Consider the following 23,100-nt stretch of genomic DNA (forward strand, 5'->3'; position numbering starts at 1 on the left):
CCGGATCAAACTGAATTACGGGCTCACCTGCGCCAAAGAGTGATCGACCTCGGCGAGCGACCGCACCCGATTTTCCCGCATGCACGGGCGTGCCGACAGGCACCAGAAAACTGAATTACGAAGAGCCTGTTTTGTTCCCAAATCCGTTCCCAAATGCGCCGGCTTACGGGGTGCTCGACAGCTAACGGCTATCGAGGCACTCGACCGAGGCGCGAGTGGCCGCGTCGGACCCAACCCCGACACTTACGAGGGAGCCTGAGCTCGGAAGTTCAAGTGCACAACGCTATGCGGGTGTGACCCGGTTATATCGGCCAGATTTCTGGATGCTTCGGGTATTGGAGCGGGACGGCGCGTGGCAGCTCGCGGCGATCAGAAGTAGAGATCGTGTCGAGCATCAACATCACGTAGCGTCGCCATCCGCCGCTTGAGGGATCCATGGTCCAGAGCACGCTGTTGAGCATCGACAAGATCCGCGGCAGATCCTCGGCGACTAGGTCCTGGCGGACCTGCCCGGCCCGCTGGGCGCTGACGGTTAGATCGCTGAGGGCTTCGTCGAGCTGCTTGGAGATGTTGGTCAGGACGTCGGCTCTCCTGGCTGCGGCGAGAAGATGGTGCTCGCTTGCGCCGAGCGCCGTTGCGGCCTCAATGAGTCCGGCGAGGCCGGCCAGCGGGTTCGGATTGCGTTTAGCGTGTTCGATTGCGGGTGAGATGTTTTCGTCGATGATCTGATCGAGGGTGGCGCGGATCAGATGGCCCTTGCTTGGGAACCTGCGGTACAGGGTGCGCTCCCCCACCCCAGCACGCTCGGCGATCGCATCGATCGGGGCATCGGGTCCTAATTCGGCGTAGATGTCGCGGGCGGCGCGCAGGATGCGATCGGCATTGCGCGCAGCATCGATCCGCAGTGGCCGATCGGCTGACGTCGTCATGCGGTATTTCCCTGATGGTCGTTTCGCTGCCAACGCTGTCCTGCCAACGCCACTGGCATTCGGCGCCGCGCTACTCGCGGATGACCCCGCGAAGTGGCATCAGCCCGAGTTCGTTGTGGCTCATGAACCCTGGCGGTGCATCCACGACGGCGGGAATCGCGTTCGCGGGACCCATCGCAGTCCAGGTGTAGCCGGGCAACGCGTAGCCGCCGTCGGGATCCTTAGCCCCTTGCAGGATCAGCTCAGTGGATGAATCACCCTCGATCACGATCCGGTAGTGGTAGTGCTGCGGCCAATCCTCTTGTGGCTCAATGGCATCGAATGTGTCCACCGTGTAGATCTCGTGGAAGACGATGAGCGGTCTGTTGTTTACCCATGATGTCCATTGGTGGTGCTGGCGGGCGACGGTGCCTTTCTTGATCACGCCTGTGAACCCCGGCATGTCGCTGGTCTCGCTGCCCTCGAAGGGGATGTCGCGGGTGGCGACCCCGAGTTGGACTTCGGTCGTGTACTTGTCGACTGTCTTGCCCATTCCCTCCACGATCATCGCCATCGACTGCGCGAACAACGGCCACGCATTGCCTAGGAGGTTCGGGCCGTCCCAGAACGTTTCCGGATCGCTGCCCATGCCCATTTCGTATAGATACTTCAACGTGTCTCTGCCGAAGTTCACGACCTCGTAGATGTGGATGGTGTCGATCTGGCTGACGATTCGGGCCAGCGTGAGAACGAGCAAGTCCCCTGCGAAACCGGGATTGACACCGCCGGCGTGGAACGAGGTGCCGCCCTCGAGGCACGCTGCGTGGATCTTGTCGATATCGGCTTGGCTGTGTTCGGTTCGGTACCACCATGCGCCACCCGAAGCGACGACGTTTTTGCCCGCGCGCAGCAGACGGCAGACCTCGTCGGGGTCAGACCACAGCGGTGCATAGAAGATGCAGTCGGCGTCGAGGGCTTCGATAGCGTCCTTGTCGTTGGTGGCGAACACCCCGGTCGGCGCCTTGCCACAGAGGTCGCCGGCATCTTTGCCGACCTTCTCAGGACGGTTGCAGAGCACCCCAACTAGCTCGTAGGCAGGGTTATGGGCGAAATGGCGGAGCGCGATCGTTCCGACGTTGCCGACGCCCCACTGGATAACGCGATACTTCTTTTCGACATGTGGTGTGGTCGTCACCGCTTGACCTTTTTCGAGCGTCGTCATTGTTCCTCCTTCGATTGACGATGACTGCTTCTCGTCGCGTGCGGGTGACAGCTCTACGACTCGGCGCCTGTGTTGATCCTCAACGGCAGCCGTGGCAGAGTGCAGGTTGCCGACGGCCATTTGATCGCGGTGCTGTACCCGGGTGCGACCTCGAAATCTGTTATGCGACTTATCCATTCGGTGACGACGGTGGTCAGCTCCATCCGCGCCAGATGCGCGCCAAGGCAGCGGTGCGGACCGCCGCCGAATCCCCAATGCTTGTGGATTTTGCCGTCCATTACCAGGTCATCGCCGGAGGTCGCATCGCTGCCATCCCGGTTGATCGCGCCGAGGCAGAGTCGCACCTGTGCTCCCTCGGGGATCGTGACACCTGCGACGGTGACGGCCTCGGTGGTTATCCGCCCGACGACCGGCGCGGCGGGCTCCAGCCTCAGCATCTCCTCGACGAACATGCCTACCTGGTCCGGCTTTTCGCGTAGGTCATTGCGCAAGTCGGGGCGCTGCGCCAGCTCTAACAGTGTCGCGCCGATCGCGGAGGTCACGGTGTCAAGTCCGGCCAGGACGAGCACGAATGCCAGACCAAGGGCCTCCGTGTCGTTGAGCGCATCGTCACCCGAGAGGACCTGGGAGAGGATGTCGTCCCCAGGCTTCGCCCGATGTGTGGCGACAGCATCGGTGAGATACTCGTGGAGTTCCACCGCCGGAATCAGGTCGGCGCTGTCCGGCTCGCTGACCAGGCCCAATGCGATGATCGCGTCCTTCCACCTGATCAGCCGCTCTCGGTCTTCGAGCGGGAGGCCAAACAGTGTGAGGAACACCTGCGACGGATACGGGGTGGCCAGGTCGGCCATCACCTCGCATTCCTTCCGCGCGGCGATGGCGTCGATGATCTCGATCGCCTGTTCGCGAAGGGACGGTTGCATCGGCCCGAGCGTCTGCGGGCTGAAAAACGGATGCAGGATTCTGCGGTAGCGAGTGTGATCCGGTGGATCACACGCCAGCGGTATCAGCGGTACTGGACTGATGAAGTCGTCGAAGCCCCTTGACGACGAGAACAGAGCCGGATTGCGCAGCGCTGCAAGTACATCCTCACGGCGAGTGAGGTAATACCAACCTTCGCCGGTCACCACTGGCCCCATGTCCCGCAGCGTCTTCCAGCCGACACTCCTCGCGGTAGCCAGCGGCAGATCGGCGTAGTTGATTTGCGGGAGTGTGGTGATGGCGGCTGGCTCGGTCATTTGATCGACACTCCGGCATCGACTTTGAACTGCAGTCCGGTAACGAATCGCGATTCATCGGAGATCAGGAACAACACCGCATTGCTGACATCTACGGGCTCGATGAATGGCGTGGGCATTGCGTTGACAAACATCGGTATCAGGTCCGGACGTTCTTCACCGAGAGTGGCGCCGAAAGACGGCGGAATCATTCCGGTGGGCGTCCCGGTTGGATGCACTGAGTTAACCCGAACACTCTGTGCAGCAAGCTCATTGGCTAGCGCAGTCGTCAGACCTACAACACCGTGCTTGGCTGCGGTGTACGGAATTTGTAGCGGGAACCCCTTCATCGCACCGGCCGAGCTGATATTGACCAAGCTGCCGCCACCTTGCGCGAGGAGGTGCGGTATCGCCGCGGCGCAAGTGTTCCACGTCCCGATCAGGTTCACATCGACTACCGTGCGCCAGTGCTCGGAAGTTGTTCTGTCCCAAGGGGCGACTGTCAGGACACCGGCGTTGGCGACGGCACCGTCCAACCCGCCCAGTTCGTCGACGCCATCGTTGGCGGCTGAGCGCAATGCCGCTTCGTCGCGGACATCAGCGACTCGGCTCACGCAGCGGCGCCCGTGTTCGGTGACCAAACGTACGGTCTCGGCTAAGTCGTCCTCAGTAGCCAGGTCGTATTCGATCTCCGGCAGGGACCGGCAGAGGTCGATGAGAATAAGATCCGCGCCTTCCTCGGCGAGTCTGAGCGCGTGACTGCGCCCTAAACCCCGTGCGGCGCCGGTGATCAACACTCGCTTGCCGGCGACCCGCCCGGTCGACTGCGCCGTCACGTCACCACATCAGTCCGCGAATGATCTCTGCCTGCGGAATGTCCTCGACGGCGATGAGCCCCTGGGGGGCGCGACAAATCCAGTCGATCGCGTTAACCACCCGAGCTGCCGTGGAGAGACATCCCGCCTCTGTGACGTCGAGCCCGGGGTGTGACACATGTGTGTTGAGCTCAACGCGGGGATCTCCGTCAACCACGACTCGGTGGACACCGGGGTGGCCTTCGGGCGGGTACGCCCATTCTGGTGCCGAGGCGTTAGTGAGTCGCGTGATGTGTTCCATGGTGATCACCGGAACTCCATCGCGAACACCCTCGACGGCGAACTTGACCGCGGCCATCTGTCCCGGCTCCACCGTCGCCATCTTGCATTCGATCCGTTTGTCGGTGTACCACGGCTCGATGCGTTGTCGAACCTCATCGAGTTGCACTCCCAACTGCTCGGCGAGGTTGCGAACCGCTCCGCCCCACATCGTGGTGAGGACGCCCGGCAGGAACAGCATCGGCGTCTCGTCCTCGGCGCTGACACCGAAACCCATTTGCTTACCGGTGAACTCGAAGTCGTCATAGTTGCCGTAGTCGAAGATCTCCTGAACAGTGATCGATCTGGCGCGTGTGGCCAGGCTCAGCGCGGAGTGCACCTCGGTGTCGCCGGAGTAGCCGGGGTCGATGCCGTTGACGTACAACGAAGCGTTGCCTGCCTTGCAGGCTTTTTCCAGCGGTATCCGCAGCCAATCGTCTGCCTGACGAGGTGTCACGAGCCACACCATCGACGTAGCGGCGATGTTGATGCCCGCGGTGAGGAACTTGGACATCTGCTCGATGACTTCCATCGGCCGTGTCTCACCCTGAGCGGTGTAGACCACGCAATCCGGGTTCAGCGCAATGAGTGCGTCGATGTCATCGGTCGCGATCACGCCGGTCGGCTCGCTCAACCCGCACAATTCGGCCGCGTCGCGCCCGATCTTGTCCGGGTTGGCGGCATGCACACCGACCAGTTCCAGGTCGGGACGTCCGATGATCGCCTTCAATGAGTGGATCCCGACGTTTCCGGTGGAAAACTGAACTACTCTGCGCATCCTGTGTCTGTCCGTCCTTGATCAGTAGTCGGGAATCGGCAACGGTGAATTGTTGGAGTCGATTCCGCCGTCCACGTGGAAGATGGCGTTGGTCGCGTAGCAGTCGCGCGTGGACAAATAGACACACAGCCGTCCGAGGTCGGCGACGTCACCTAGCCGGTGAAGCGGCGTCGATTCCTCCATCTTCTCCCGCGACCCGGGCATCATGTCCAGGCTGCCCTGCAGGCCGTCGGTCGCAAAGGACCCTAACGCGATGGCGTTGACCCGTATCTTGGGCGCGAGTTCCTGTGCCATCGCGCGGGTGAGGGCTTCGAGGCCGCCCTTGGCAACGCAGTATGCGGTCAGTGCGCGAATGCCGAAACGCGCTGAACCGGAAGAGATGTTGACGATCGACCCGTGTCCGGCCTCGATCATGTGGGGTGCGGCGAGCTGGCTCATGATGAATGCGGATGTGACACACCAGTCGAACGTGTGCCGAAAATCGTCGTCGGTGATGTCCAGGAAGCGTGCGTAAGTAGAGCCGCCGACGTTATTGATGAGGATGTCGATACGCCCGAGCTTCTCCATCGCGGTGTTGATGACCCGCTCGCCATCGGGCCGGCTCATGGCGTCTGCGACGAGCGCAAGTCCTTTGCCGCCTGCGCTTTCGATGCCCGAGATTGTTCCGACGATGTCCGCCTCGGTGCGCGCGGTGCCAACCACCGTCGCACCCGCCTCAGCGAGAACTCGGGCGATGCCCTGTCCGACACCCTTGCCTGCCCCGGTGACGATCGCCACCTGCCCGGTCAGATTGAACTGCTCCAGCGCCATCCAAATCCTCTCGTCCCCATCATGTCGTGCTCATCTAACAAATAAAACTGACCAAAGTCAACGGACTCACACGCGCGAATCACCGGCGGAGGGCGATACCCTCTACCCGTGGCCGGCATAGGGATCAGAGGTACGAACTATGGCAACGCTGGATAAACCGTCGGCGCGGGAGACCAAGCGCTTGCAGACACGGGAGCGCCTGATGGGAGCTGCCATTGCCGAGTTCAAGCGAGGCGGCATGGCCGATGCCGACGTTGGGACGATCGTTGCCGCCGCCGGAGTCGCACATGGCACCTTCTTCTTTCATTTCCCAACCAAGGAACATGTGCTGTTGGAACTCGAACGGCGCGAAGAGGAGCGCATCGCCAAACAGCTCGACCGATTTGTAGACACCGCGCAAGATCTGGCCTCCATACTCAGAGAGGCGGTTCGACTCGTCCTGGGTTTGGAGCGCCGCCTCGGTGCCAGTCTCTTCAAAGACTTTCTTGCTCTGCACTTCTCACAGACCCGTCCCGCGGACGAAAGCAAAGAGCATCCAGTCATCCTGCGAGTCGCCCAAGAGATCGAGCGAGCCCAGCGACTGGGCCACGTTGCACCGGAGGTCGTTCCGGTGAACAGTGCCGTGTTCTTCCTGCTGGGTCTTTATGCGCTGCTAACCACGACACACGATTGGCCAACGCAGAGCGCGATGCTCGACGACTATGTGGCCAGCACGCTGCGCAGTACTGAGAAGCACTAGCCGATTGACGATAGTCAGTCTGTGCGCGAAGATCGGGCCAGCCGATCCGTAGGAGGAATCTTTGAATTCGCCCACGTTGACCGCCACAGGCAGCCAGATCGACGACCACTTCGAGCAGTCGCGCCTCGCACAGCGGCAGGCCGACAAGTGGCTCATCTCGGGCAGTATCCTCATCGGTACCGCGGCCCTCGGCATCTTCGGCCTCCCGTTGTTTCTCCGGGGGGTGTGGCTGCTGCGGAGGGCGCAACGCGACGCCTTCTCGGTCCGGCCGATGCTGGTGACGTTGCTTGGTTACCTGGTCATCATCGACGCCGCCATCAATACCGTGGGATGGGCGCTCGACCTGGTCGCCAATCACACCATCCTGGCTCGAATCCTGTTGAACGGCTGGGGCGCCATGTTCGACGCCGGCTATTTCTGGCATTACAACGAACTGTGGGTCGGCGGTGCGGCAGGGCCAGGCGAGAAAGCCCTCGAGGTGGGTCTGATCCTCACGGTTTTCACCATGCGGATCGCGGCCGCGATCGGCTTCTTACAGATGAAGCGGTGGGGCCACCAATGGATGGTGATCACCTGCTGGACGGGCGTGCTGATCTGGTGCGTCTACGTATTCAACATGACGATGTTCGCCGACGTGCGCTACGCCGGGGTCATACTCCCAGTCGTCGGCTGGTGGCTCTACGACATCTTCTACATCACCCCATTCCTCGCGATTCCCTACCTGCACACCGTCAACCGCGAGATCTTCACCGACTGACTTTGCAAACTATTGACCTTACTCATTGACTCTGGTCAGTAATTCCGCTACAAAGGCTAGACCATGGCGCCACAGGTCAAGGCCACGGCACGCGAGGTGCGTCGGCGACAAACCCGGGAACGCATACTCGGCGCGGCGATCGCCGAGTTCAAGCGCTCGGGGATGACAGGCGCCGATGTGAACGCGATCGTCGCGGCCGCGGGCGTCGCGCACGGTACGTTCTTCTTCCACTTCCCTAGCAAGGAGCATGTGCTTCTTGACCTGGAGTTCCGTGAAGAAGCACGCATCGCCGCGGAATTCGCCAAATATCTCGAGGACGCACACGGGCTTGCTGCCGCGTTAACAGAAGTGGTCCATCTTGTGGCCGGCCTGGAGCAGCGGCTCGGTCCGCTGCTCTTCAAAGAGCTACTGGCGCTACATTTCTCGCCGACATGCCCCAATAAGGACGACTGGAGCGATCATCCCGTGATCGTTCTGCTCGTCGATGAGATCGAGCGGGCGCGAGGCCATGGCGAAGTGCATCCGGAAGTGGACGCCTTCTACAGTGCGACGTTCTTTATGCTCGGCATCTACGGTGTCCTCACCACAACCGACAATGCCGACAAGCGTGACACGATGCTGACGAAGTTGACCGCTACCGCCGTGCGCGGTCTGGAGGTCCGATGACGCGATCGCCTGTGCCACAAGCCATGAAAAAGCCACAAGCCATCAACAAGGAGGTCTGAAGTGGATTGGATATGGGAGACCCTGCGCTATGTCGCAGCTTGGGGAGGGACGGGACTGGTCATCTGGTTCTGGTACTGGATGTTCTCGAATCTCGGCACGTTCTGAGCGTCGATGATCGAGCCTTCCGACGCACATGCAATGGCGATCGAACGCAGTTGCGCAGTAACGGCTGTCGCCCTGAGCGGGCGGCGTCGCGAGGGTGCGCGCCTGGTGACCGGTGGGCATCGTGAGTTCAGTCTGAGTTCACACCTCAATTTCGTGCACGTCCCGTATCCATCGATCGAACGGGACTGGACTCGCAGGACCCTGACATGCGGCGTGGCACTTCAATGTTCACCATCAAAGGAGCGACTCGCAACGTTTCGGCTGAACGAGCTGTCGGCGCGCGAACTGCGGGCGATCACTCTCGTCGAGGCCAGCGTGGCCCTGGGGTGGATCGCCTCGAACTGGCCCGGACTGCTCGTTGAAGCGCACCGGGTGCTGCCAGATCTCCCAGCGTTGCCCGCCGATACGGATGCCGGCGAGATGGTCAACCGGGCGATCTCGATGTCGCGCAGCGCCGCGCCGCTGGGCGTTCATCCACTCTTGGGCCGATTGCCCCTGGCCTACACAGCGCCTCAAAGTCTGCCTGACAAATTGCGTCGCAGCTTCGGCAGAATGCCTTGGACCACTACGCAGAAACGGCTGCCACGCCCGTACTCCGTTCCGGTCGGTGGCGACGGCGGCGTGCGCAACCCCAACCTGCCGCCGCCCAGTCGGCCTCAGGACAACGACCTCGATATCACTCCAGAGCACCGGCCGGGCATCCCCTACCCCGAGTGGAATTCCTGGACAAAGAGTTTCATGCGGGACCATGTTGCCGTTCTCGAACGCAGGCATGCGACCCCGACGCGTTCACCGGGCTCTGTGTCCGCAGAGCTGCGGAAATGGTTTGAAGAACACACCCACCGGGCAATGAAGAACCGCCTCGAGGACGGCTCGGACCTGGACGTCGAGCAGTACGTGCGTCACTACATCGACCTCGCGACCGGCGAAGCGATCGAACCGCGCATCTTTCGCGACTTGTTGCCCATCAGCCGCGATGTCACAACGGCGCTATTGCTGGACGGCAGTTCGTCATTGGGTGTGCACGGCGGACGGATCTTCAAACTGGAGTTGGCCTGTGCCGACGCTCTGTCGAATGCGATGACGCTCGCGCGGGAGCGCCATGGAATCTTCGTATTCACCGGCAACACGCGACACCGTGTCGAAGTCAGTTGCCTCAAGGACTTCCAGGATCGGCGGTTCGTGCCGCCAGGCCGACTCGGTCTGGCCACCGGCGGCTACACCAGACTCGGTGCACCATTGCGCCACTTGACCAGTCGGCTTCTTGCTCAGCCCGCCGAGCGGCGGCTGCTCATCGTGATCGGCGACGGCCTGATCTCCGACGAGGGCTACGAGGGGCGCTATGCGTGGGCCGATGTCGCGCATGCGGTCGAGGAAGCGAACGACGCCGGCGTCTCTATCTACTACCTAGGTGTCGGACCGACCCGCGTTGACCCGCTTCCCGAGGTCTTCGGACCCCGCCGCTCCCAGCGCATCCGGCGGGTCGAGGAGCTTCCGCGGGTATTGGCCCACGTTCACCGTGAGCTGGTAACCGCATGACCGACAACACGCTGGGGAACAAATGACCACCGACACCTATTACTCGAACGGCAACGAAGTCCAGTTGTTCGAGCAGGCCCATCGGCAACGGCTGCCGGTGATGCTCACCGGCCCGACCGGCTGCGGCAAGACGCGACTGGTCGAACACATGGGCCTGCTGCTGAGCCGACCCGTGGTCACTATCAGCTGCCATGACGATTTGACCAGTTCGGACCTCGTGGGCAGGTTCATGGTGACCGGCGGCGATGTGGTGTGGACCGACGGCCCACTGACTCGGGCCGTGAAGGCCGGCGCGATCTGCTACCTCGATGAGGTCGTCGAAGCACGCCACGACTCACTGGCCATCCTGCATTCGCTGACCGACCACCGCCGTGCTCTCTACCTCGACCGGGCCGAGGAAGTCGTCAAGGCGCCCGAAACCTTCATGCTCGTCTGCTCCTACAACCCGGCCTACCGCAGTTCGCTGAAGGAACTCAAGCCATCCTTCCGCCAGCGCTTCGTCACGCTTCCGATGCGGTATCTGCCCGCGGACCGCGAAGCCGAGGTGATCGTCGCCGAAGCGGGCATCGAGTCTGCGACCGCGAAAAGGCTCGTTGCCTGCGCCACCGCCATCCGGACCGCCGACCACGCCTTCCACTTCGAGCCGCCATCCACCCGCGTCCTGGTCACCGCCGCACAGCTGATCGCCTCCGGCGCAAACGAATTAGAGGCGGCCGAAGCCTGCATCCTCGCGCCACTGTCGACCGACGGTGCCATCAACGACGGCTTACGCGAGGTCGCCGTCGCCAGCCTCGCCGCCGCCGACAGCTCGCGCACGTCTCACTAGCAGAACCGGGAAAGGAGTCACCACCATGGATCAGAAGGAACGACAGCGCAAGAAAGCGCTCATTATCTTGCAGATCGTCATCTACGGCTACCTGCTGCTGATGTTTGGAATTCAGCTCTACATGTCCTTCGCGCGCGGCTGGTGGGAATTGTGAATCTTCCGCTACTGAACCGGCTTTCGAGCGGGAAATCAGCCGCACCCGATGATCCGGTCAGCCTCGAGGACCATCACGACGAATCCCGTCTCGCGCAGCGCCGGGCCGACAAGTGGATGATCGCCGGGGCCGCCCTGATGGGGATGTGGGCGCCGGGCCTAATCGGCTTCCCCATCTTCATGCGCGGAGTCTGGCTACAGCGCCAGGCCTTACGGGCAGGTCTGTCCGTGCGGCCGATGATCGTCACCTTGATCGGTTATCTGGTGCTGATCGACGGAGCCCTCAACAGCCTGGGCTGGGCACTGGATCTGGTCGCCAATCACACGTTGATCAACCGTGTGCTGATGGTCGGCTGGGGCAACATGTTCGACGCCGGTTACTTCTGGCACTACAACGAACTGTGGGTCGGCGGCGCCGCCGGCCCCGGTGAGAAAGCGTATGTGGCGGGGTTGATCCTGACGGTGTTCGCGATGCGCTGTGCCGCGGCGATCGGCTTCCTGCAGATGAAGCGGTGGGGCCACCAATGGATGGTCATCACCTGCTGGATGGGCGTGGTCATCTGGTGCGCCTACGTGTTCAACATGACCATGTACGCCGACGTGCGCTATGCGGGCGTGGTATTCCCCGTCATCGGCTGGTGGCTCTACGACATCTTCTACATCACGCCGTTCCTGGCGATCCCGTACCTGCACACGGTCAACCGCGAAATCTTCACCGACTGAACACTTTAAGGAGCACAGCTGTGATTTCACCTCTACCCGCACCGTCGTCCACCGAAGACAAGGACCCGGGCGAAGATCTGCCCCCTGGCACCACGCCGTACTACGCCAGGATGCACAAGTACATCAAGCGGGCGGTCATCGTCTGTCTGGTCGCCCTCGTCATCGAAGGTGCCTTCACGCTGCCCTTCATGGCGGTGTACTACGGCTATCCGACTCTGAGCCTGACCCAGATCTGCAGTGAATTGCTCAAGGTCCGCTACTCCGACGACACCTTGGAGTGCAAGGTACCTTATCCAATGTTGGGGCCTCCGGAGGGCGCCGAGGGCAAGGACACCGCCCGGGACCAGTGGGGCATCCAGCCGGTTCCGAAATATCACCGGCTCAAATTCCGCGAACTGGTGCGCATCCACGACGCACGTGTGGCCCGGCAGGCCGCACAGCAGCAAGGTGCTCCGCATCCGTGACCAAGGCACTCGAGGAGCACGCACGCAACTGGGATCTTCGTCACGGGGATTTTCAGGACAATGACTTCCTATATGAGGTCTATTCGGTCATGCGTCGGAATGCGCCCTTCGCCCATACAGATACGCCGTTTCTGAGCGCCACTCCCGGCGGCGCGTGGGTGGCAACGCGATACGCGGAGTGCTACCGGATTCTGCAGGACTGGGAGCACTTCTCCAGTAACCCGACGCCGGAAGCGTCTGAGCAGCTCGCGGGCGATCTGGTGATCACCCTGGATCCGCCTCGGCAGCAGAAGTTCCGTAAGGTGCTCAACCCCTACTTCTCGCCGGCGCGGATGAAGGCGCTGCGGCCACAGATTCGGGATGAGACGGACCAGTTGATCGACGCCTTCGTTGAACTGGGGAGCGGTGACCTCGCTCAGGTCGCCTGGCGACAGCCGGGCATCGTCTTCTTCAAGTATCTCCTCGGATTGCCGATCAACGACGTCCCGCTGTGTATCGAGTTGACGGACACCGCGCTCAACGGTGAAACCGAGGAAGCTCGGATGGGTGCGTGGGGCGGCCTCTATCAGCACCTCCATGATGCGGTGTCGGCGCGAAGCACCAAGCCTCCGCAGGACGACATGATCGTCGTGCTCCTCAATGCCGAGATCGACGGTGAGCGGCTGCCTTTCAGCGACGTTGTTGCCAATGCCATGCTGCTGGTGCAGGCAGGCCTAGAGACGACAGCCAACGCGATGTCGTTCGTATTCCACTATCTGGCAACGCATCCCGACGAACGCGACTGGCTCGCCGGCGAACCGGAGATACTGCCACGAGCCGTCGAGGAGTTCATTCGCTTCGGCGGATCGATTCACGGCATACCGCGAACTGTCGCCAAGGACGTCGAGCTCGCCGGACAAACCTTCTGCCCTGGCGAGTCGGTACTGGTGAACTACGCCTCCGCTAACCGCGACCCGGACGAGTTCCCTGAACCCGATCGGTGCATCCTCGATCGCCGCGATAATCGCCACCTCGGATTCGGGGCCGGAGTACATCGCTGCCTCGGATCGAACCTCGCCCGCCTAGAATTTACGGTTGGTCTTGAGCAGGTGCTGTCGAGGATCCCGGACTGCACCCTTGCGCCCGGCGCCGATGCCACGTTCCACGGCAACTCCGTCACGAGGGGATTCCGAAAGATTCCCGTCGTCTTCAGTCCTGGAATGACAACAGCCACATGACATTTCGGGTGGTTCAGTGGACAACGGGCAACGTCGGCACGAAGTCGGTACACGCGATCGTGGAGAACTCGCTGCTCGAGCTGGTCGGATGCTACGCGTGGTCACCGGACAAGGTCGGGCGCGACGTCGGGGAATTGTGCGGCATCGAACCACTCGGCGTACTGGCCACCGACGACATTGACGCCCTCATCGCACTCAAGCCTGATTGCGTTGCGTACAACCAGATGTTCGCCAACGTCGACGATCTGGTCCGGATTCTCGAGGCGGGCATCAACGTTGTCACTACGTCGGAGTTCATCACCGGCCATCGACTCGGCGAGGGGCGCGAACGCATCGTCACGGCGTGCGAACTGGGTGAGTCGACAATCTTCGGCAGTGGCCTGAACCCGGGCTTCATCGAACTCTTTGCGATCGTTTCTGCAGGACTCTCCGACAGGATCGACCGGGTGTGCATCGTGGAATCGTTTGACACGACGATCTACAACTCGCCGGAGACCGAGAAGATCATGGGGTTCGGATACCCGATTGATCACCCGGACCTGCTGGCGGTGACCGAGGAGGGGTCGGGGATCTTCCGCGAAGCCGTCCTCATCGTCGCCGACGCGCTGGGGGTCGAGCTCGACGAGATTCGTTGCGAGGCCGAATACGCCCAAGCCACCGAAGACGTCCACCTTCCCGGGGACTGGGTCATCGCCAAGGGCTGCGTGGCGGGAATTGACGTGAGCTGGAAGGGCTTTGCCAGCGGGCGTGACGTCGTCGACGTACGCGGGGTGTGGACCAAGGGCCAATCGCTCAAGCCCACCTGGACGACGGGCTTCGGATACAACATCACGGTCGAGGGCCGACCGACGATCAAGACAACTCTGGCGTTCGAGCCGCCCGCAGATTTCGTCGCAGAGACGATCGAGGAATACATCTTGCTCGGTCTGACCATCACAGCCGTGCCGGCCATCACCGCGATACCGGCCGTCGTCGCAGCGCCACCCGGCATAGCGACCTATAACGATCTGCCACTGCTACTTCCGCGTGGAGTCATCAATGCGTGAAAAGACATATCGAGTCATCCGGCTGGTGCGCGGATGACCGAACAACGAGAGACGCAGCTTCATCACGTCGTGTTCGCCGTCGCGCCGGAACGGCAGGCGGCCGTGGCGCAGATGTTTACCGAACTCGGCTTCAGCTTCGAGAACAGCGAGCTGACCGAACTCGGTTTGACTATTTATTTGGATTGGAACGGCGGTGTCGAACTGATCAGCGCGGTCCCCGGTGCAACCGCCGAAGTGGCGGCATCCGTCAGTGAATTCGTGGAGCGCAACGGCGACGGCGTGTACACCGTGGTGCTCCGCGTCCCGGGGGCATCCGACGCCGAAGCCGTCACCGAACGTTACGGGTCGAATACCCGCTTCCGGCAGAGCTTTTCCGGTGAGGGTTCGTACCTCGACGAAATCGACCTGTCGGTATTCGGCCTTCCGCTGACCTTGCTGTCGACCAATATCCCGTGACGAAGCCAGCAGCTAGGAGACGTCGTGACCGTTGACGCGGCCAGGCCGAGTGTTTTCGACGCCGGACTACCCACGCTGAGTTATGACCTCATCGACACCCCGCAGGAGATCTATCCGCAGTTCCGGGCAGCGCAGCAGGAGGCGCCGATCGCATTGGGACCCATTGGCCCCGAGGTGCTCTCGTACGAACTTGCCCGGACGGTGCTTCGCGATCCACGGTTCGTCATCCCTCCGGGAATTCATCTCTCCGCCCACGGGATCACGTCGGGACCGCTGTGGGACAGAGTCACCCGCAGCATCTTGAACATGGAAGGCGACGAACACCGTCGACTGCGCGGCCTAGTGTCCAAAGCTTTCACGCCGCGGGCGGCGGCGCGCATGGATGACACCATCCACGTCGTCGTCAACGAGCTCATCGATCACGTCGCGGACTCGGGTCGTTGCGAATTCGTGGCGGACGTCGCGCGGCCATATCCCATCCCGGTCATCTGCGCGTTGCTCGGTGCACCGCGTGAGGACTGGCAACAGTTCTCACGGTGGGCCGAGGACATCTTCAAGATCGTGAGCTTCGACTGCGATCTCTCCGAGGAGGAGCCCCTTGTCCTGAAGGCGTGGGGTGAGTTCGACGACTACATCGACGACATGGTCGCGCGTAGGCGTCGACACCTGACCGAAGATCTGCTGTCTGAACTGATCGGCATCGAGGACGCGGGTGACCGCCTCAACGCCGGCGAGTTGCGCATGTTGGCGTTCAGCATTTTGGTGGCCGGCACCGACACCACGCGCAGCCAACTGGCCGCATCCATGCAGGTTCTTTGCGATCACCCCGAGCAATTGGCGCTGCTGCGCGACCAGCCCGAACTGGCAATGCGCGCGGTTGAGGAAACCATGCGACATTCACCGTCGATGTGCAGCACGGTGCGAAGCGTCACCGACGACGTCGCGATCGGCGACTACACGTTCCCCGCAGGCACATTCATCTTGGTGAACACTTACGCGGCGAACCGTGATTTCGCCGTCTACGACGATCCGACGCGCTTCGACATCACCCGCCACGACCCACCACCCATCTTGACGTTTGGTGGAGGCGTGCATTACTGCCTAGGTGCCAATCTGGCGCGGCGTGAACTCGCCGAAGCGCTCAAGATCTTGGCCCAGCGCCTGCCAAACCCCCGTTGCACCGGGCCGGCGCCATGGAAGCCGCTACTCGGCATGAGTGGGCCGACAAGCTTGCCCATCGAGTTCGGCTGACGTCCTGAAAATCGGATCGCTACGGCACTACAAAGAGACGCGACGCGCTCATGTCTGTCAGAGGGAGAAGCCATGGTTCAGGATCGAAAAGTCCTAGTGACCGGCGCGACCGGTCAGATAGCTGGTCCCATCGCGGAGAATTTCGCAGAGACCAACGAGGTGTGGTGCGCCGCGAGATTCTCCGATCCGACGCGCAAAGCGCAACTCGAGGCAATAGGCGTGAAGACGGTGGCGTGGTATATGGACTCCGGCGATATGTCGGCGCTGCCTGACGACTTCACACACGTCGTGCATTCGGCGCTTCATGTGAGTCCGGACTACGACGCGTCAATCACCAACAACGCTGAAGCAACCGCTCTGCTCATGCAGCATTGCAGGAAAGCCAACGCATTTCTGCATGTTTCCAGCACGTGCGTGTACAAACGGCACGACGATCATCCCAATCACTTGTATGCTGAGACTGACCCGCTAGGTGGCCTGGCCAGTTATGCAGAGGTGTACCCGGTGATCAAGCTGACTTCCGAGGGGTCCGTCCGCGCGGCCGCCCGAATGCTCGAACTTCCGACAACGATCGCGCGGATGAATGTGGGATACAGCTGGACCGGCCACGGCGGGTTGCCCGTGATGATGTACCACACGATGAAAGCCGGCCAGCCCTGGCCGGTACCTATCGGTTACTACAACCTAGGCTCCCCGATCGGCGGCGTCGACATTGGCTTACAGGCGCACAAGCTTCTCGAAATCGCTAGCGTCCCAGCTACCGTCGTAAATTGGGGCGGCGATGACGCCGTATCGGATCGCGAGATGGGCGAGTACGTCGCCAAGTTGACAGGCATCACCTTGAACCTGGCTGAGGGCCCGATCAGCTTTGACTCCTTCCCCTCGGATAACAGTCGCCGCGAACAGCTCATCGGCAAGTGCTCGGTGCACTGGAAGGACGGGGTCCGAGACACTTTCCAGCGGCTGGGGATAGTCGACAAATAGGCCAGGGCTCGAGAAGTACGCGTAATTCTCTGCGCAAAATAGGGATTATTCCCGATGCGCGGAGGCCGCTCGCCGGTGCAGTCTGAGCAGGTTGACCGCCATTGACAAATCGTCGACGGGCATGCCAGCTTCCAGGACGCCATGGCAGCGCCAAATACAGGCGCATCTGACGCAGGCCTTGACGTGCACTTTGCGTCGCCTAAATTTACGCCTTTGACCTGCGGTTTTCTGGTGGAGCTAAGGGGACTCGAACCCCATAAAACGCCGCAGGAAATAGCCCTCTAGCTGTGGAAATAGGAAAACTGGTCGAAATTAAAGGACCTGTTCCGACCTCTCGCGGCCTGGGTAAACGCGTCGATCACTTGTCAATGACAAGTGATTCTGGGCTCTCCCTTAGCCGCCGGGCCCCGGCGTTGTTTAGCCGCGTTCGCAGGCGATCCCGTGATTCCGGTCCAACGCCGGGTTGTAGGCGGGGTCCCCGATGTGGACGTTGTACCTGCCGTCTCGGGCTGACGGCGCGCAATCCTGGTACGGCAGCGCATGTTGGTAGACGCTCGTGAGGACCGCCGATCGGGACGGCACGACCCATCTGCTGGTCGACGTCGAGCTTGGGCCACTGTCCCCGCGCAGTGAGAGCTGCCCGGTGGCGACGGCGATCACGATCCCCAAGAACAAGGCCGCCAGCGCGACGACACCGATGATCACCGCCGGGTTCCTCCACCAAAGATCGTCGTCGTTGTCCACAGTCGGGCCGACGCTATCCTTCCCCGGGTGGCGGAGGTGGATTGACAACGGTGGTCTGGTTCACGGTATGGACCGACTGATCGAAGATTTGGACGATTTGCTGCGAGGTCACCGGGGTCGCCGGGTGCTGTGCCAGGTACAGCGTCACCAGCGCCGTCAACATCTGGATCAGCGCCGCAAATAGGTTGATGACCGCAATGGCGTCCTGCGGACTGCGGATCTGTATCTCGTTGGCCACCTTCGGCGATGCCGACCTGACCACCTCCACAACCTCATCCGGTATGACCACGGCCTGCGGAACGGGCATCGTCGCTTCGGCCTTCATGGCGGGCGCGGTGAAAGCTCTGACTGCAGCCTTCATGAATGCTCCATTCCCGACGGCAGGGTCGAGCAGCGCATCATGCGCTGCGACAAGGCTGTCCATACGGCCCTGCTCCAGCTCTTCACGAATGAAGCGTGCAATTAGATCCAGAAGAGATTTGGGTTCATCGGCCACGACCACCACCGTAATTGCCAGGCCCTGTCATTCCACCCTTCGGATCGCCGGGCACAAACTACCGGGGTGTCGTCGATGCTCACCTCACCCGAGCGGGCCCGTGCAGTAGCGAGCAGTTCTCCCCCAGCGCCGGTCCGTAGGTGATGTGGCCGCAGTCGTCGCAGTACCAACTCATGTGCCGGTCCTGGCAGCAACACGGCTGGGAGGCGACCATGCAGTGGTCCCGGAGCGGGTGACCATTGGCACACCGCTGCGGAGGCCGGACCATCCACCAGTCATCAATTCCGAGGAGTAGTCACGAGTCCGGCGGGCAGCCGTCGAGGGTACTGCGCGTCCCGACCACAAACCCGAGGAGTTACAGCGCGCCTGAAGAGGGAAACTACACCGCGCTGACGTGGACCACGGTCTGCCCCGGCGGTGGCTTCTACCAGATCAACGAGACGCAAGTGCAGTCTGGCCAGTGGATCGGGGTCAAGATTCCGCTTACCGGGCAGACGCACGTAACCTGCACCGCTTGGCTGGGCCCCCACGGCGGGCTGATGAGTTCATACGCCAATGACACCGCAGATTCCAGTCTCGGCTCCGTAGAGGCCGACTGCCTGCGTCAAGTGCCCTAAAGGAAAGAAACGAGTGGTAGTTGGGCAAGAATTGGCGGAGGCTCCGCTGACCACCGGGGTGCTGGCTAACAGCCGTCGCGCACGCCAGTCTCTGCAACGACAATGCGGTCACGAGGACTGCAGCGGGTCAAGCTGTTCACCCAAGAAAGGTTCGTCCGCTTGGTTTGATCAGCGGAGCAGGCCGAGAAGCCAACGTAGGAATGTCGGCAGAAAGGATGGGGTAAGGATGCTCTTCTCTCGGACTTGCTTGATCGCAGTAGCGGCGACGGGATTTCTGCTGTGTGCTGCGCCGGTCGCTTCAGCTGACCAGAGCATGTACCTAAATGAGTTGCAAGGCAAGGGCAAGCTGTTTGTTTCGTTGACCAACGATCAGGCGCTGCAACTTGGTAATGCGGCCTGTGGCGCGATGCGTTCCGCGATCAACTCGGGTATGTCGATGGGTAATGCGCGTCACCAGGGCGACCTTGCGGTCGCAAACGCAGCGCAGCAGGGCGGCATCGACATTGATCTGGCAAGCGCGATGCACGTGACGGAAGCAGCCGAAAACAATCTCTGCTGACCTAGCGGAAAACGCTGCCCGCGTGACCCCCGCGATACTGAATGCTCAAGGGACAGGACGATCATGAAGACCTTCATCACCGCACTGTTGATCGGCACCGCTGCCCTGTTGGGGTCAGCTGGGGTCGCTCACGCCGACTCTGACATTTCACATGCTTGCCAGGCGCTTCTGCACCAACCCAAAACTGCTTTCGATGGCCCTAATCAGGCTACGCAGGAACTGGAACGGGTTTACGGGCTGGACGCCAATCACGCTGACGCACTGGTGAATCAATTGATTGTCCTGGACAAAGCCGAGCCAGCAGGTTGGCGACCCAGCCAGACCTGTTTTGACCTGTGGCATCAGGGCTACATCAAATGAAGACGCTTATAGCTGTAGCACAGATAGGCTTCGCCGCCCTGTTCGGGACGGCTGGTGTCGGCCGCGCCGACAACGATCCCTATGCCCCGCGCCGGGCCCCATCGGAAGATTCTTAGGCCAGCAATACCAGCGGAGGCATCGCGACCTTCACCCTCAGGCCGCCGTGCTCTACGCGCTCGACGGCAAGCAGACCAGCTCGTCGTTCAACGACCACCGGGAAGCCGTCGACTTCCAGCAACTGGTCAACCGGGTCGGCCCGGCCAAGGCCATCGAGATCTGGAACCCACCCCCGCGATGTCCTCGGCGACCAGATCTACGAATCGTTCGCCCGCCAAGGCGAGACGATGACCACCGCAGCCATGGTGACGTACGCCTACGACCAAATCGACCAGGCCCGAGCAGAACTGAACGCGGTCTCGAAATAGACGACATATGAGGGTCTCAAAACTTCGTGTCGGAGATGGCACAGCGATATCCTCACGAGGCCAACGTTGGTGGCGTAGTGCGTCGAGCAGCTGGCCGACTACAAGAAGCCCCGGATCACAGAGCTCGTTGACGAGCTGCCTCCTAACCCCAACGGCAAGGTGGGCAAGCGGATGCCCCGCGTGGCAATACCTGGCCGCTCGCTCGTGATTGTGGCCGCCCGTGATCGTGGGATGGTCGGTAGGGCGGTCGTCATCGCCACGGAGATGACCCAGACGGACCGGCGGGGTAACTTTCGTGCCCAAACATGTGCGTACCAGTCGGTAGATGAGCAGCAGGAGACGTGCATCCCGCAGGCACCGGTGCAGAGGGGATTCCGATGACGAAGATCTACTACGAGTCCGACGCTGACCTGTCGGTGCTGGACGGGCAGTGGGTTGCCGTCGTCGGGTACGGCAACCAGGGCCGCTCGTGGGCCCTGAACCTGCGTGACTCGGGCCTCACGGTGGAGGTCTTCACCCAGGCCGACGCCTCCCGGGACCAGGCCGAGGCCGAGGGCTTCACCGCCCACGAGATCGAGGCGGCGAGCGAGTGCGACGTGATCTGCACCCTCATCTCCGACGACGTCATCCCCGAGCTGCCCATCACGCCCAAGCCCGATGCGCTGTGGTTGCTGGCCTCGGGCTACGCGGTGGCTTTCGACCGGATCGACCCCAACTGCGACGTCGGCATGGTCGCTCCCCGGATGCTGGGTCCCGAGGTGCGTGCGTGCTACGTGGAGGGCGTCGGGTTCATCACCGCGCTCGGTATCCAGAAGGACAGCACCGGGACCGCTCTGGCCCGCACGCTGGCCATCGGACGGGCTGTCGGCGGCTTGCGCCAAGGTGCCATCGAGATGACGCCGCGTCAGGAGGCCGTCCTCGACCTCGCGGTGGAGCAGGTGCTCGCCCCGGCCATGGCCCGGGTCTCCATGAGCTTCGTCGCGCTGATGGCGGAGGCCGGTATCCCGCTTGAGGCGATCATGACCGAACTCATGCTCTCGGGCGAGGTCGAGCGGAACTACCGGCTGCTGCGGCTGGAAGGCTACGCCGGTCAGATGCGCTACCACTCGCCGACCAGCCAGTACGGCCAGATGTCGCGGGCGGATCGCTACGACGGCCTCGACGTCCCCGGGGTGATGCGCGCGGTGCTGAGCGAGATCGAGTCGGGCAAGTTCGCCGACGAATGGGAAGCCGAGCGCGACGCGGGCTATCCGAACCTACAGCGCCTGCGGACCGAGAAGCTCAGCCCCGAGGTCGTCTCCTTCGAGGAAGACCTGCGCGCCCGTCTCGGCGAGCGGGCCAAGCCCCCCGCCCGCTGACCCCCGAGCTCCCTCCCTCACGGCCTATCCTTTGAGGACCACTGCAAATGCTGGGAGCCGGAATAGGCGGAGGGTCGGATGACGACCGTAGCGGCGTGCCGGACGTGTGGCACCGAGCCTCTAGAGAACGCCCGGTTTTGCCACAGCTGCGGCTCACTCGACAACGGCGACGCCCTCGCGGAGTACAAGCAGGTGACGGTTCTGTTCGCCGACGTGGTCGACTCGATGGACATCGCCTCTGCCGTTGGGGCGGAGCGGCTACTGGCGGTTTGGCTTAATGAGACTTCGGCCACATCGGCGCGCAAATCGATTGCGGGTGGCGGGACTTCGGTCCGCTGAGCGGACCGCGCTCTTGCCTCAGCACGCCGATCGATGCGTAATTGATTGCTCGGGCCTAGTAACTCCGACCTTGTTGCAACCCCCACCGTCCCTGGGTGACTCGAAGCCGACGTCCGATGGCCACGAACACCCTGCAAGAAAGGTAAGGATGCAATGGCAAAGGAAGAGACGAAAACAACGAAATCACCTGCGGCTCCCGTTCGGGACTCCGTGCAGTCACCCGCCGCGCAGGGCGCACCGACACACTCCGTAGTGCGAGCCACAACAATGGGAACGTGCGACGACTGCCGTGCGACGACGGCATTTCAGGCATGGCACAGCGTCGATCTGACACCTTCCTTCAACGTGAGTGTCAGCTTCGATGACTGGAAAATTGTTCCTAAGGGCAAGCGGGCCGTCATCGAGTTGGTGACCGCGCAGATTATCGTGCCCGAAGGCGAATGGGCGCGCCTCCGGATGTACACCTCGTTGGGAAGCGTGCCGGCGAACCTTGATCTGTTCCTGACGTTTCAGGGGAACGTCGGCGGCAATGCGATTTATGATGCCACCCATTCGCTTCGCGCCTACAGCGATAACGAGATCAACTTCAACATCAACCGCGACAACGCCACCACCACTGGCTCGGCCCTGATTTGCATCTCCGGCTATATCGCGGGCTAGCAACAGCGGGCAACGGTAGCCGCGTGGCGCAGTGGCGCTTGCGAAGGTGATGGGACCACCGGCTTGCCGGAGACATGGGACCGGTTCGTCTGGTCGCAGGCCGTGTGGTGACGGGTCGGGCTCATCCAACCGGCTCGGCCGCTATAAACCGGCAGCCACCATCGCCGGATTCGCGCTTAGTCCCCTCAGCCGCTGGCGTTCCCCGAAACCAGCTCCGTGATCGCCCACCTGCGCGAAGTGTTGGGTGACCAGACCTACGAATCGCTCGCCCGCAGGGATAAGACGATGACCACCGCCGCCATGGCGACCTACGCATACGACCAAATCGACCAGGCCCGAGCAGAACTGAACGCCGTCTCGAAACAGACCTTGAGCTCAACCAGTCAGCGCATCACTGCAGGCCGATGATGATGTGCTGGTGGAGGTCGGGATGGGTGTGGGTCCGGTTGGGTTTGACGTCGAGCAGCAAGCGCTGATTTGGGCGATGT

At 62.0% G+C, this 23,100-nt stretch carries 26 protein-coding genes and 1 pseudogene; 19 read left to right on the forward strand and 8 right to left on the reverse strand.

Features of this window, described 5'->3' with window-relative positions; genetic code table 11:
* Nucleotides 1-302: 302 nt before the first annotated feature.
* From ACLQI9_RS01360 to ACLQI9_RS01385, 6 genes are all read right to left on the reverse strand, one after another.
* Nucleotides 303-929, reverse strand: coding sequence for a TetR/AcrR family transcriptional regulator (locus ACLQI9_RS01360; RefSeq protein ID WP_442382120.1), 627 nt, complete (start codon nucleotides 927-929; stop codon nucleotides 303-305).
* 70 nt (nucleotides 930-999) lie between these two features.
* Complete coding sequence (locus ACLQI9_RS01365; protein WP_442382121.1) at nucleotides 1,000-2,130, reverse strand: NAD(P)H-dependent amine dehydrogenase family protein; 1,131 nt, start codon at nucleotides 2,128-2,130, stop codon at nucleotides 1,000-1,002.
* 53 nt (nucleotides 2,131-2,183) lie between these two features.
* Nucleotides 2,184-3,368 (reverse strand): cytochrome P450, encoded by a 1,185-nt coding sequence (locus ACLQI9_RS01370; RefSeq protein ID WP_442382122.1) that lies wholly within the window; start codon nucleotides 3,366-3,368, stop codon nucleotides 2,184-2,186.
* Complete coding sequence (locus ACLQI9_RS01375) at nucleotides 3,365-4,144, reverse strand: mycofactocin-coupled SDR family oxidoreductase (RefSeq protein ID WP_442382143.1); 780 nt, start codon at nucleotides 4,142-4,144, stop codon at nucleotides 3,365-3,367. The genes ACLQI9_RS01370 and ACLQI9_RS01375 overlap by 4 nt, the downstream gene beginning before the upstream one ends.
* A 40-nt stretch (nucleotides 4,145-4,184) precedes the next feature.
* Nucleotides 4,185-5,258, reverse strand: a complete 1,074-nt coding sequence (locus ACLQI9_RS01380; protein WP_442382123.1) for an NAD(P)H-dependent amine dehydrogenase family protein — start codon at nucleotides 5,256-5,258, stop codon at nucleotides 4,185-4,187.
* Nucleotides 5,259-5,279: 21 nt separating this feature from the next.
* Nucleotides 5,280-6,068: an SDR family NAD(P)-dependent oxidoreductase gene (locus tag ACLQI9_RS01385; RefSeq protein ID WP_442382124.1), complete on the reverse strand. Its 789-nt coding sequence runs from the start codon at nucleotides 6,066-6,068 to the stop codon at nucleotides 5,280-5,282.
* 139 nt (nucleotides 6,069-6,207) lie between these two features.
* Here ACLQI9_RS01385 and ACLQI9_RS01390 point away from each other — a divergent pair, with 139 nt between their 5' ends.
* From ACLQI9_RS01390 to ACLQI9_RS01450, 13 genes are all read left to right on the forward strand, one after another.
* Nucleotides 6,208-6,807, forward strand: a complete 600-nt coding sequence (locus ACLQI9_RS01390) for a TetR/AcrR family transcriptional regulator (protein WP_442382125.1) — start codon at nucleotides 6,208-6,210, stop codon at nucleotides 6,805-6,807.
* A 61-nt stretch (nucleotides 6,808-6,868) separates the two neighbouring features.
* Entirely contained in the window at nucleotides 6,869-7,564 is a 696-nt protein-coding gene (locus ACLQI9_RS01395; RefSeq protein WP_442390828.1) for a hypothetical protein, read from the forward strand.
* A 63-nt stretch (nucleotides 7,565-7,627) separates the two neighbouring features.
* Nucleotides 7,628-8,230: a TetR/AcrR family transcriptional regulator gene (locus tag ACLQI9_RS01400; RefSeq protein ID WP_442382127.1), complete on the forward strand. Its 603-nt coding sequence runs from the start codon at nucleotides 7,628-7,630 to the stop codon at nucleotides 8,228-8,230.
* A 171-nt stretch (nucleotides 8,231-8,401) separates the two neighbouring features.
* On the forward strand, nucleotides 8,402-9,934 hold the full coding sequence (locus ACLQI9_RS01405) for a nitric oxide reductase activation protein NorD (protein ID WP_442382128.1): 1,533 nt from the start codon (nucleotides 8,402-8,404) through the stop codon (nucleotides 9,932-9,934).
* 22 nt (nucleotides 9,935-9,956) lie between these two features.
* Nucleotides 9,957-10,760, forward strand: coding sequence for a CbbQ/NirQ/NorQ/GpvN family protein (locus tag ACLQI9_RS01410; RefSeq protein WP_442382129.1), 804 nt, complete (start codon nucleotides 9,957-9,959; stop codon nucleotides 10,758-10,760).
* Between the two features lie 25 nt (nucleotides 10,761-10,785).
* Complete coding sequence (locus ACLQI9_RS01415; protein ID WP_264072759.1) at nucleotides 10,786-10,914, forward strand: hypothetical protein; 129 nt, start codon at nucleotides 10,786-10,788, stop codon at nucleotides 10,912-10,914.
* The gene (locus ACLQI9_RS01420) at nucleotides 10,911-11,636 is read left to right on the forward strand and encodes a hypothetical protein (RefSeq protein WP_442382130.1); all 726 of its coding nucleotides are present in this window, start codon (nucleotides 10,911-10,913) and stop codon (nucleotides 11,634-11,636) included. Before ACLQI9_RS01415 ends, ACLQI9_RS01420 begins: the two co-directional genes overlap by 4 nt.
* A gap of 23 nt (nucleotides 11,637-11,659) precedes the next feature.
* Nucleotides 11,660-12,100: a hypothetical protein gene (locus ACLQI9_RS01425; RefSeq protein ID WP_442382144.1), complete on the forward strand. Its 441-nt coding sequence runs from the start codon at nucleotides 11,660-11,662 to the stop codon at nucleotides 12,098-12,100.
* A complete protein-coding gene (locus ACLQI9_RS01430) occupies nucleotides 12,097-13,317 on the forward strand; it encodes a cytochrome P450 (protein ID WP_442382131.1) in 1,221 nt (406 codons plus the stop codon). Before ACLQI9_RS01425 ends, ACLQI9_RS01430 begins: the two co-directional genes overlap by 4 nt.
* The gene (locus ACLQI9_RS01435) at nucleotides 13,314-14,363 is read left to right on the forward strand and encodes an NAD(P)H-dependent amine dehydrogenase family protein (protein WP_442382132.1); all 1,050 of its coding nucleotides are present in this window, start codon (nucleotides 13,314-13,316) and stop codon (nucleotides 14,361-14,363) included. The genes ACLQI9_RS01430 and ACLQI9_RS01435 overlap by 4 nt, the downstream gene beginning before the upstream one ends.
* A gap of 33 nt (nucleotides 14,364-14,396) precedes the next feature.
* Complete coding sequence (locus ACLQI9_RS01440) at nucleotides 14,397-14,819, forward strand: hypothetical protein (protein WP_442382133.1); 423 nt, start codon at nucleotides 14,397-14,399, stop codon at nucleotides 14,817-14,819.
* Nucleotides 14,820-14,843: 24 nt separating this feature from the next.
* Nucleotides 14,844-16,070: a cytochrome P450 gene (locus ACLQI9_RS01445; protein ID WP_442382134.1), complete on the forward strand. Its 1,227-nt coding sequence runs from the start codon at nucleotides 14,844-14,846 to the stop codon at nucleotides 16,068-16,070.
* Nucleotides 16,071-16,142: 72 nt separating this feature from the next.
* Nucleotides 16,143-17,054, forward strand: a complete 912-nt coding sequence (locus ACLQI9_RS01450; protein ID WP_442382135.1) for an NAD-dependent epimerase/dehydratase family protein — start codon at nucleotides 16,143-16,145, stop codon at nucleotides 17,052-17,054.
* Nucleotides 17,055-17,471: 417 nt separating this feature from the next.
* Here the strand turns inward: ACLQI9_RS01450 and ACLQI9_RS01455 are convergent, their stop codons facing one another.
* Both ACLQI9_RS01455 and ACLQI9_RS01460 read right to left on the reverse strand, forming a co-directional pair.
* Nucleotides 17,472-17,759 (reverse strand): excalibur calcium-binding domain-containing protein, encoded by a 288-nt coding sequence (locus tag ACLQI9_RS01455; RefSeq protein ID WP_442382136.1) that lies wholly within the window; start codon nucleotides 17,757-17,759, stop codon nucleotides 17,472-17,474.
* Nucleotides 17,760-17,811: 52 nt separating this feature from the next.
* Nucleotides 17,812-18,294, reverse strand: coding sequence for a hypothetical protein (locus tag ACLQI9_RS01460; protein ID WP_442382137.1), 483 nt, complete (start codon nucleotides 18,292-18,294; stop codon nucleotides 17,812-17,814).
* 864 nt (nucleotides 18,295-19,158) lie between these two features.
* On the opposite strand from ACLQI9_RS01460, the gene ACLQI9_RS01465 reads away from it, so the two are divergent.
* The 6 genes and pseudogenes from ACLQI9_RS01465 (at nucleotide 19,159) to ACLQI9_RS01490 (ending at nucleotide 23,020) form a co-directional block, all read left to right on the forward strand.
* Nucleotides 19,159-19,470, forward strand: coding sequence for a hypothetical protein (locus ACLQI9_RS01465; RefSeq protein WP_442390830.1), 312 nt, complete (start codon nucleotides 19,159-19,161; stop codon nucleotides 19,468-19,470).
* A 63-nt stretch (nucleotides 19,471-19,533) separates the two neighbouring features.
* Nucleotides 19,534-19,830: a hypothetical protein gene (locus tag ACLQI9_RS01470; RefSeq protein WP_442382139.1), complete on the forward strand. Its 297-nt coding sequence runs from the start codon at nucleotides 19,534-19,536 to the stop codon at nucleotides 19,828-19,830.
* A gap of 802 nt (nucleotides 19,831-20,632) precedes the next feature.
* A complete protein-coding gene (locus ACLQI9_RS01475; RefSeq protein ID WP_442382140.1) occupies nucleotides 20,633-21,613 on the forward strand; it encodes an NAD(P)-binding domain-containing protein in 981 nt (326 codons plus the stop codon).
* A gap of 78 nt (nucleotides 21,614-21,691) precedes the next feature.
* Nucleotides 21,692-21,874 (forward strand): annotated as a pseudogene (locus ACLQI9_RS01480) (adenylate/guanylate cyclase domain-containing protein); the annotation flags it as partial.
* A 231-nt stretch (nucleotides 21,875-22,105) separates the two neighbouring features.
* Nucleotides 22,106-22,612 carry a hypothetical protein gene (locus ACLQI9_RS01485; RefSeq protein WP_442382141.1) on the forward strand — a complete coding sequence of 169 codons (507 nt, stop codon included), beginning with the start codon at nucleotides 22,106-22,108 and terminating at the stop codon, nucleotides 22,610-22,612.
* A gap of 216 nt (nucleotides 22,613-22,828) precedes the next feature.
* Nucleotides 22,829-23,020, forward strand: a complete 192-nt coding sequence (locus tag ACLQI9_RS01490) for a hypothetical protein (RefSeq protein ID WP_442382142.1) — start codon at nucleotides 22,829-22,831, stop codon at nucleotides 23,018-23,020.
* The last annotated feature ends 80 nt before the right edge of the window (nucleotides 23,021-23,100 follow it).

Origin of the sequence: Mycobacterium sp. (assembly GCF_052143115.1) — a bacterium.
Classification (GTDB): Bacteria; Actinomycetota; Actinomycetes; order Mycobacteriales; family Mycobacteriaceae; genus Mycobacterium.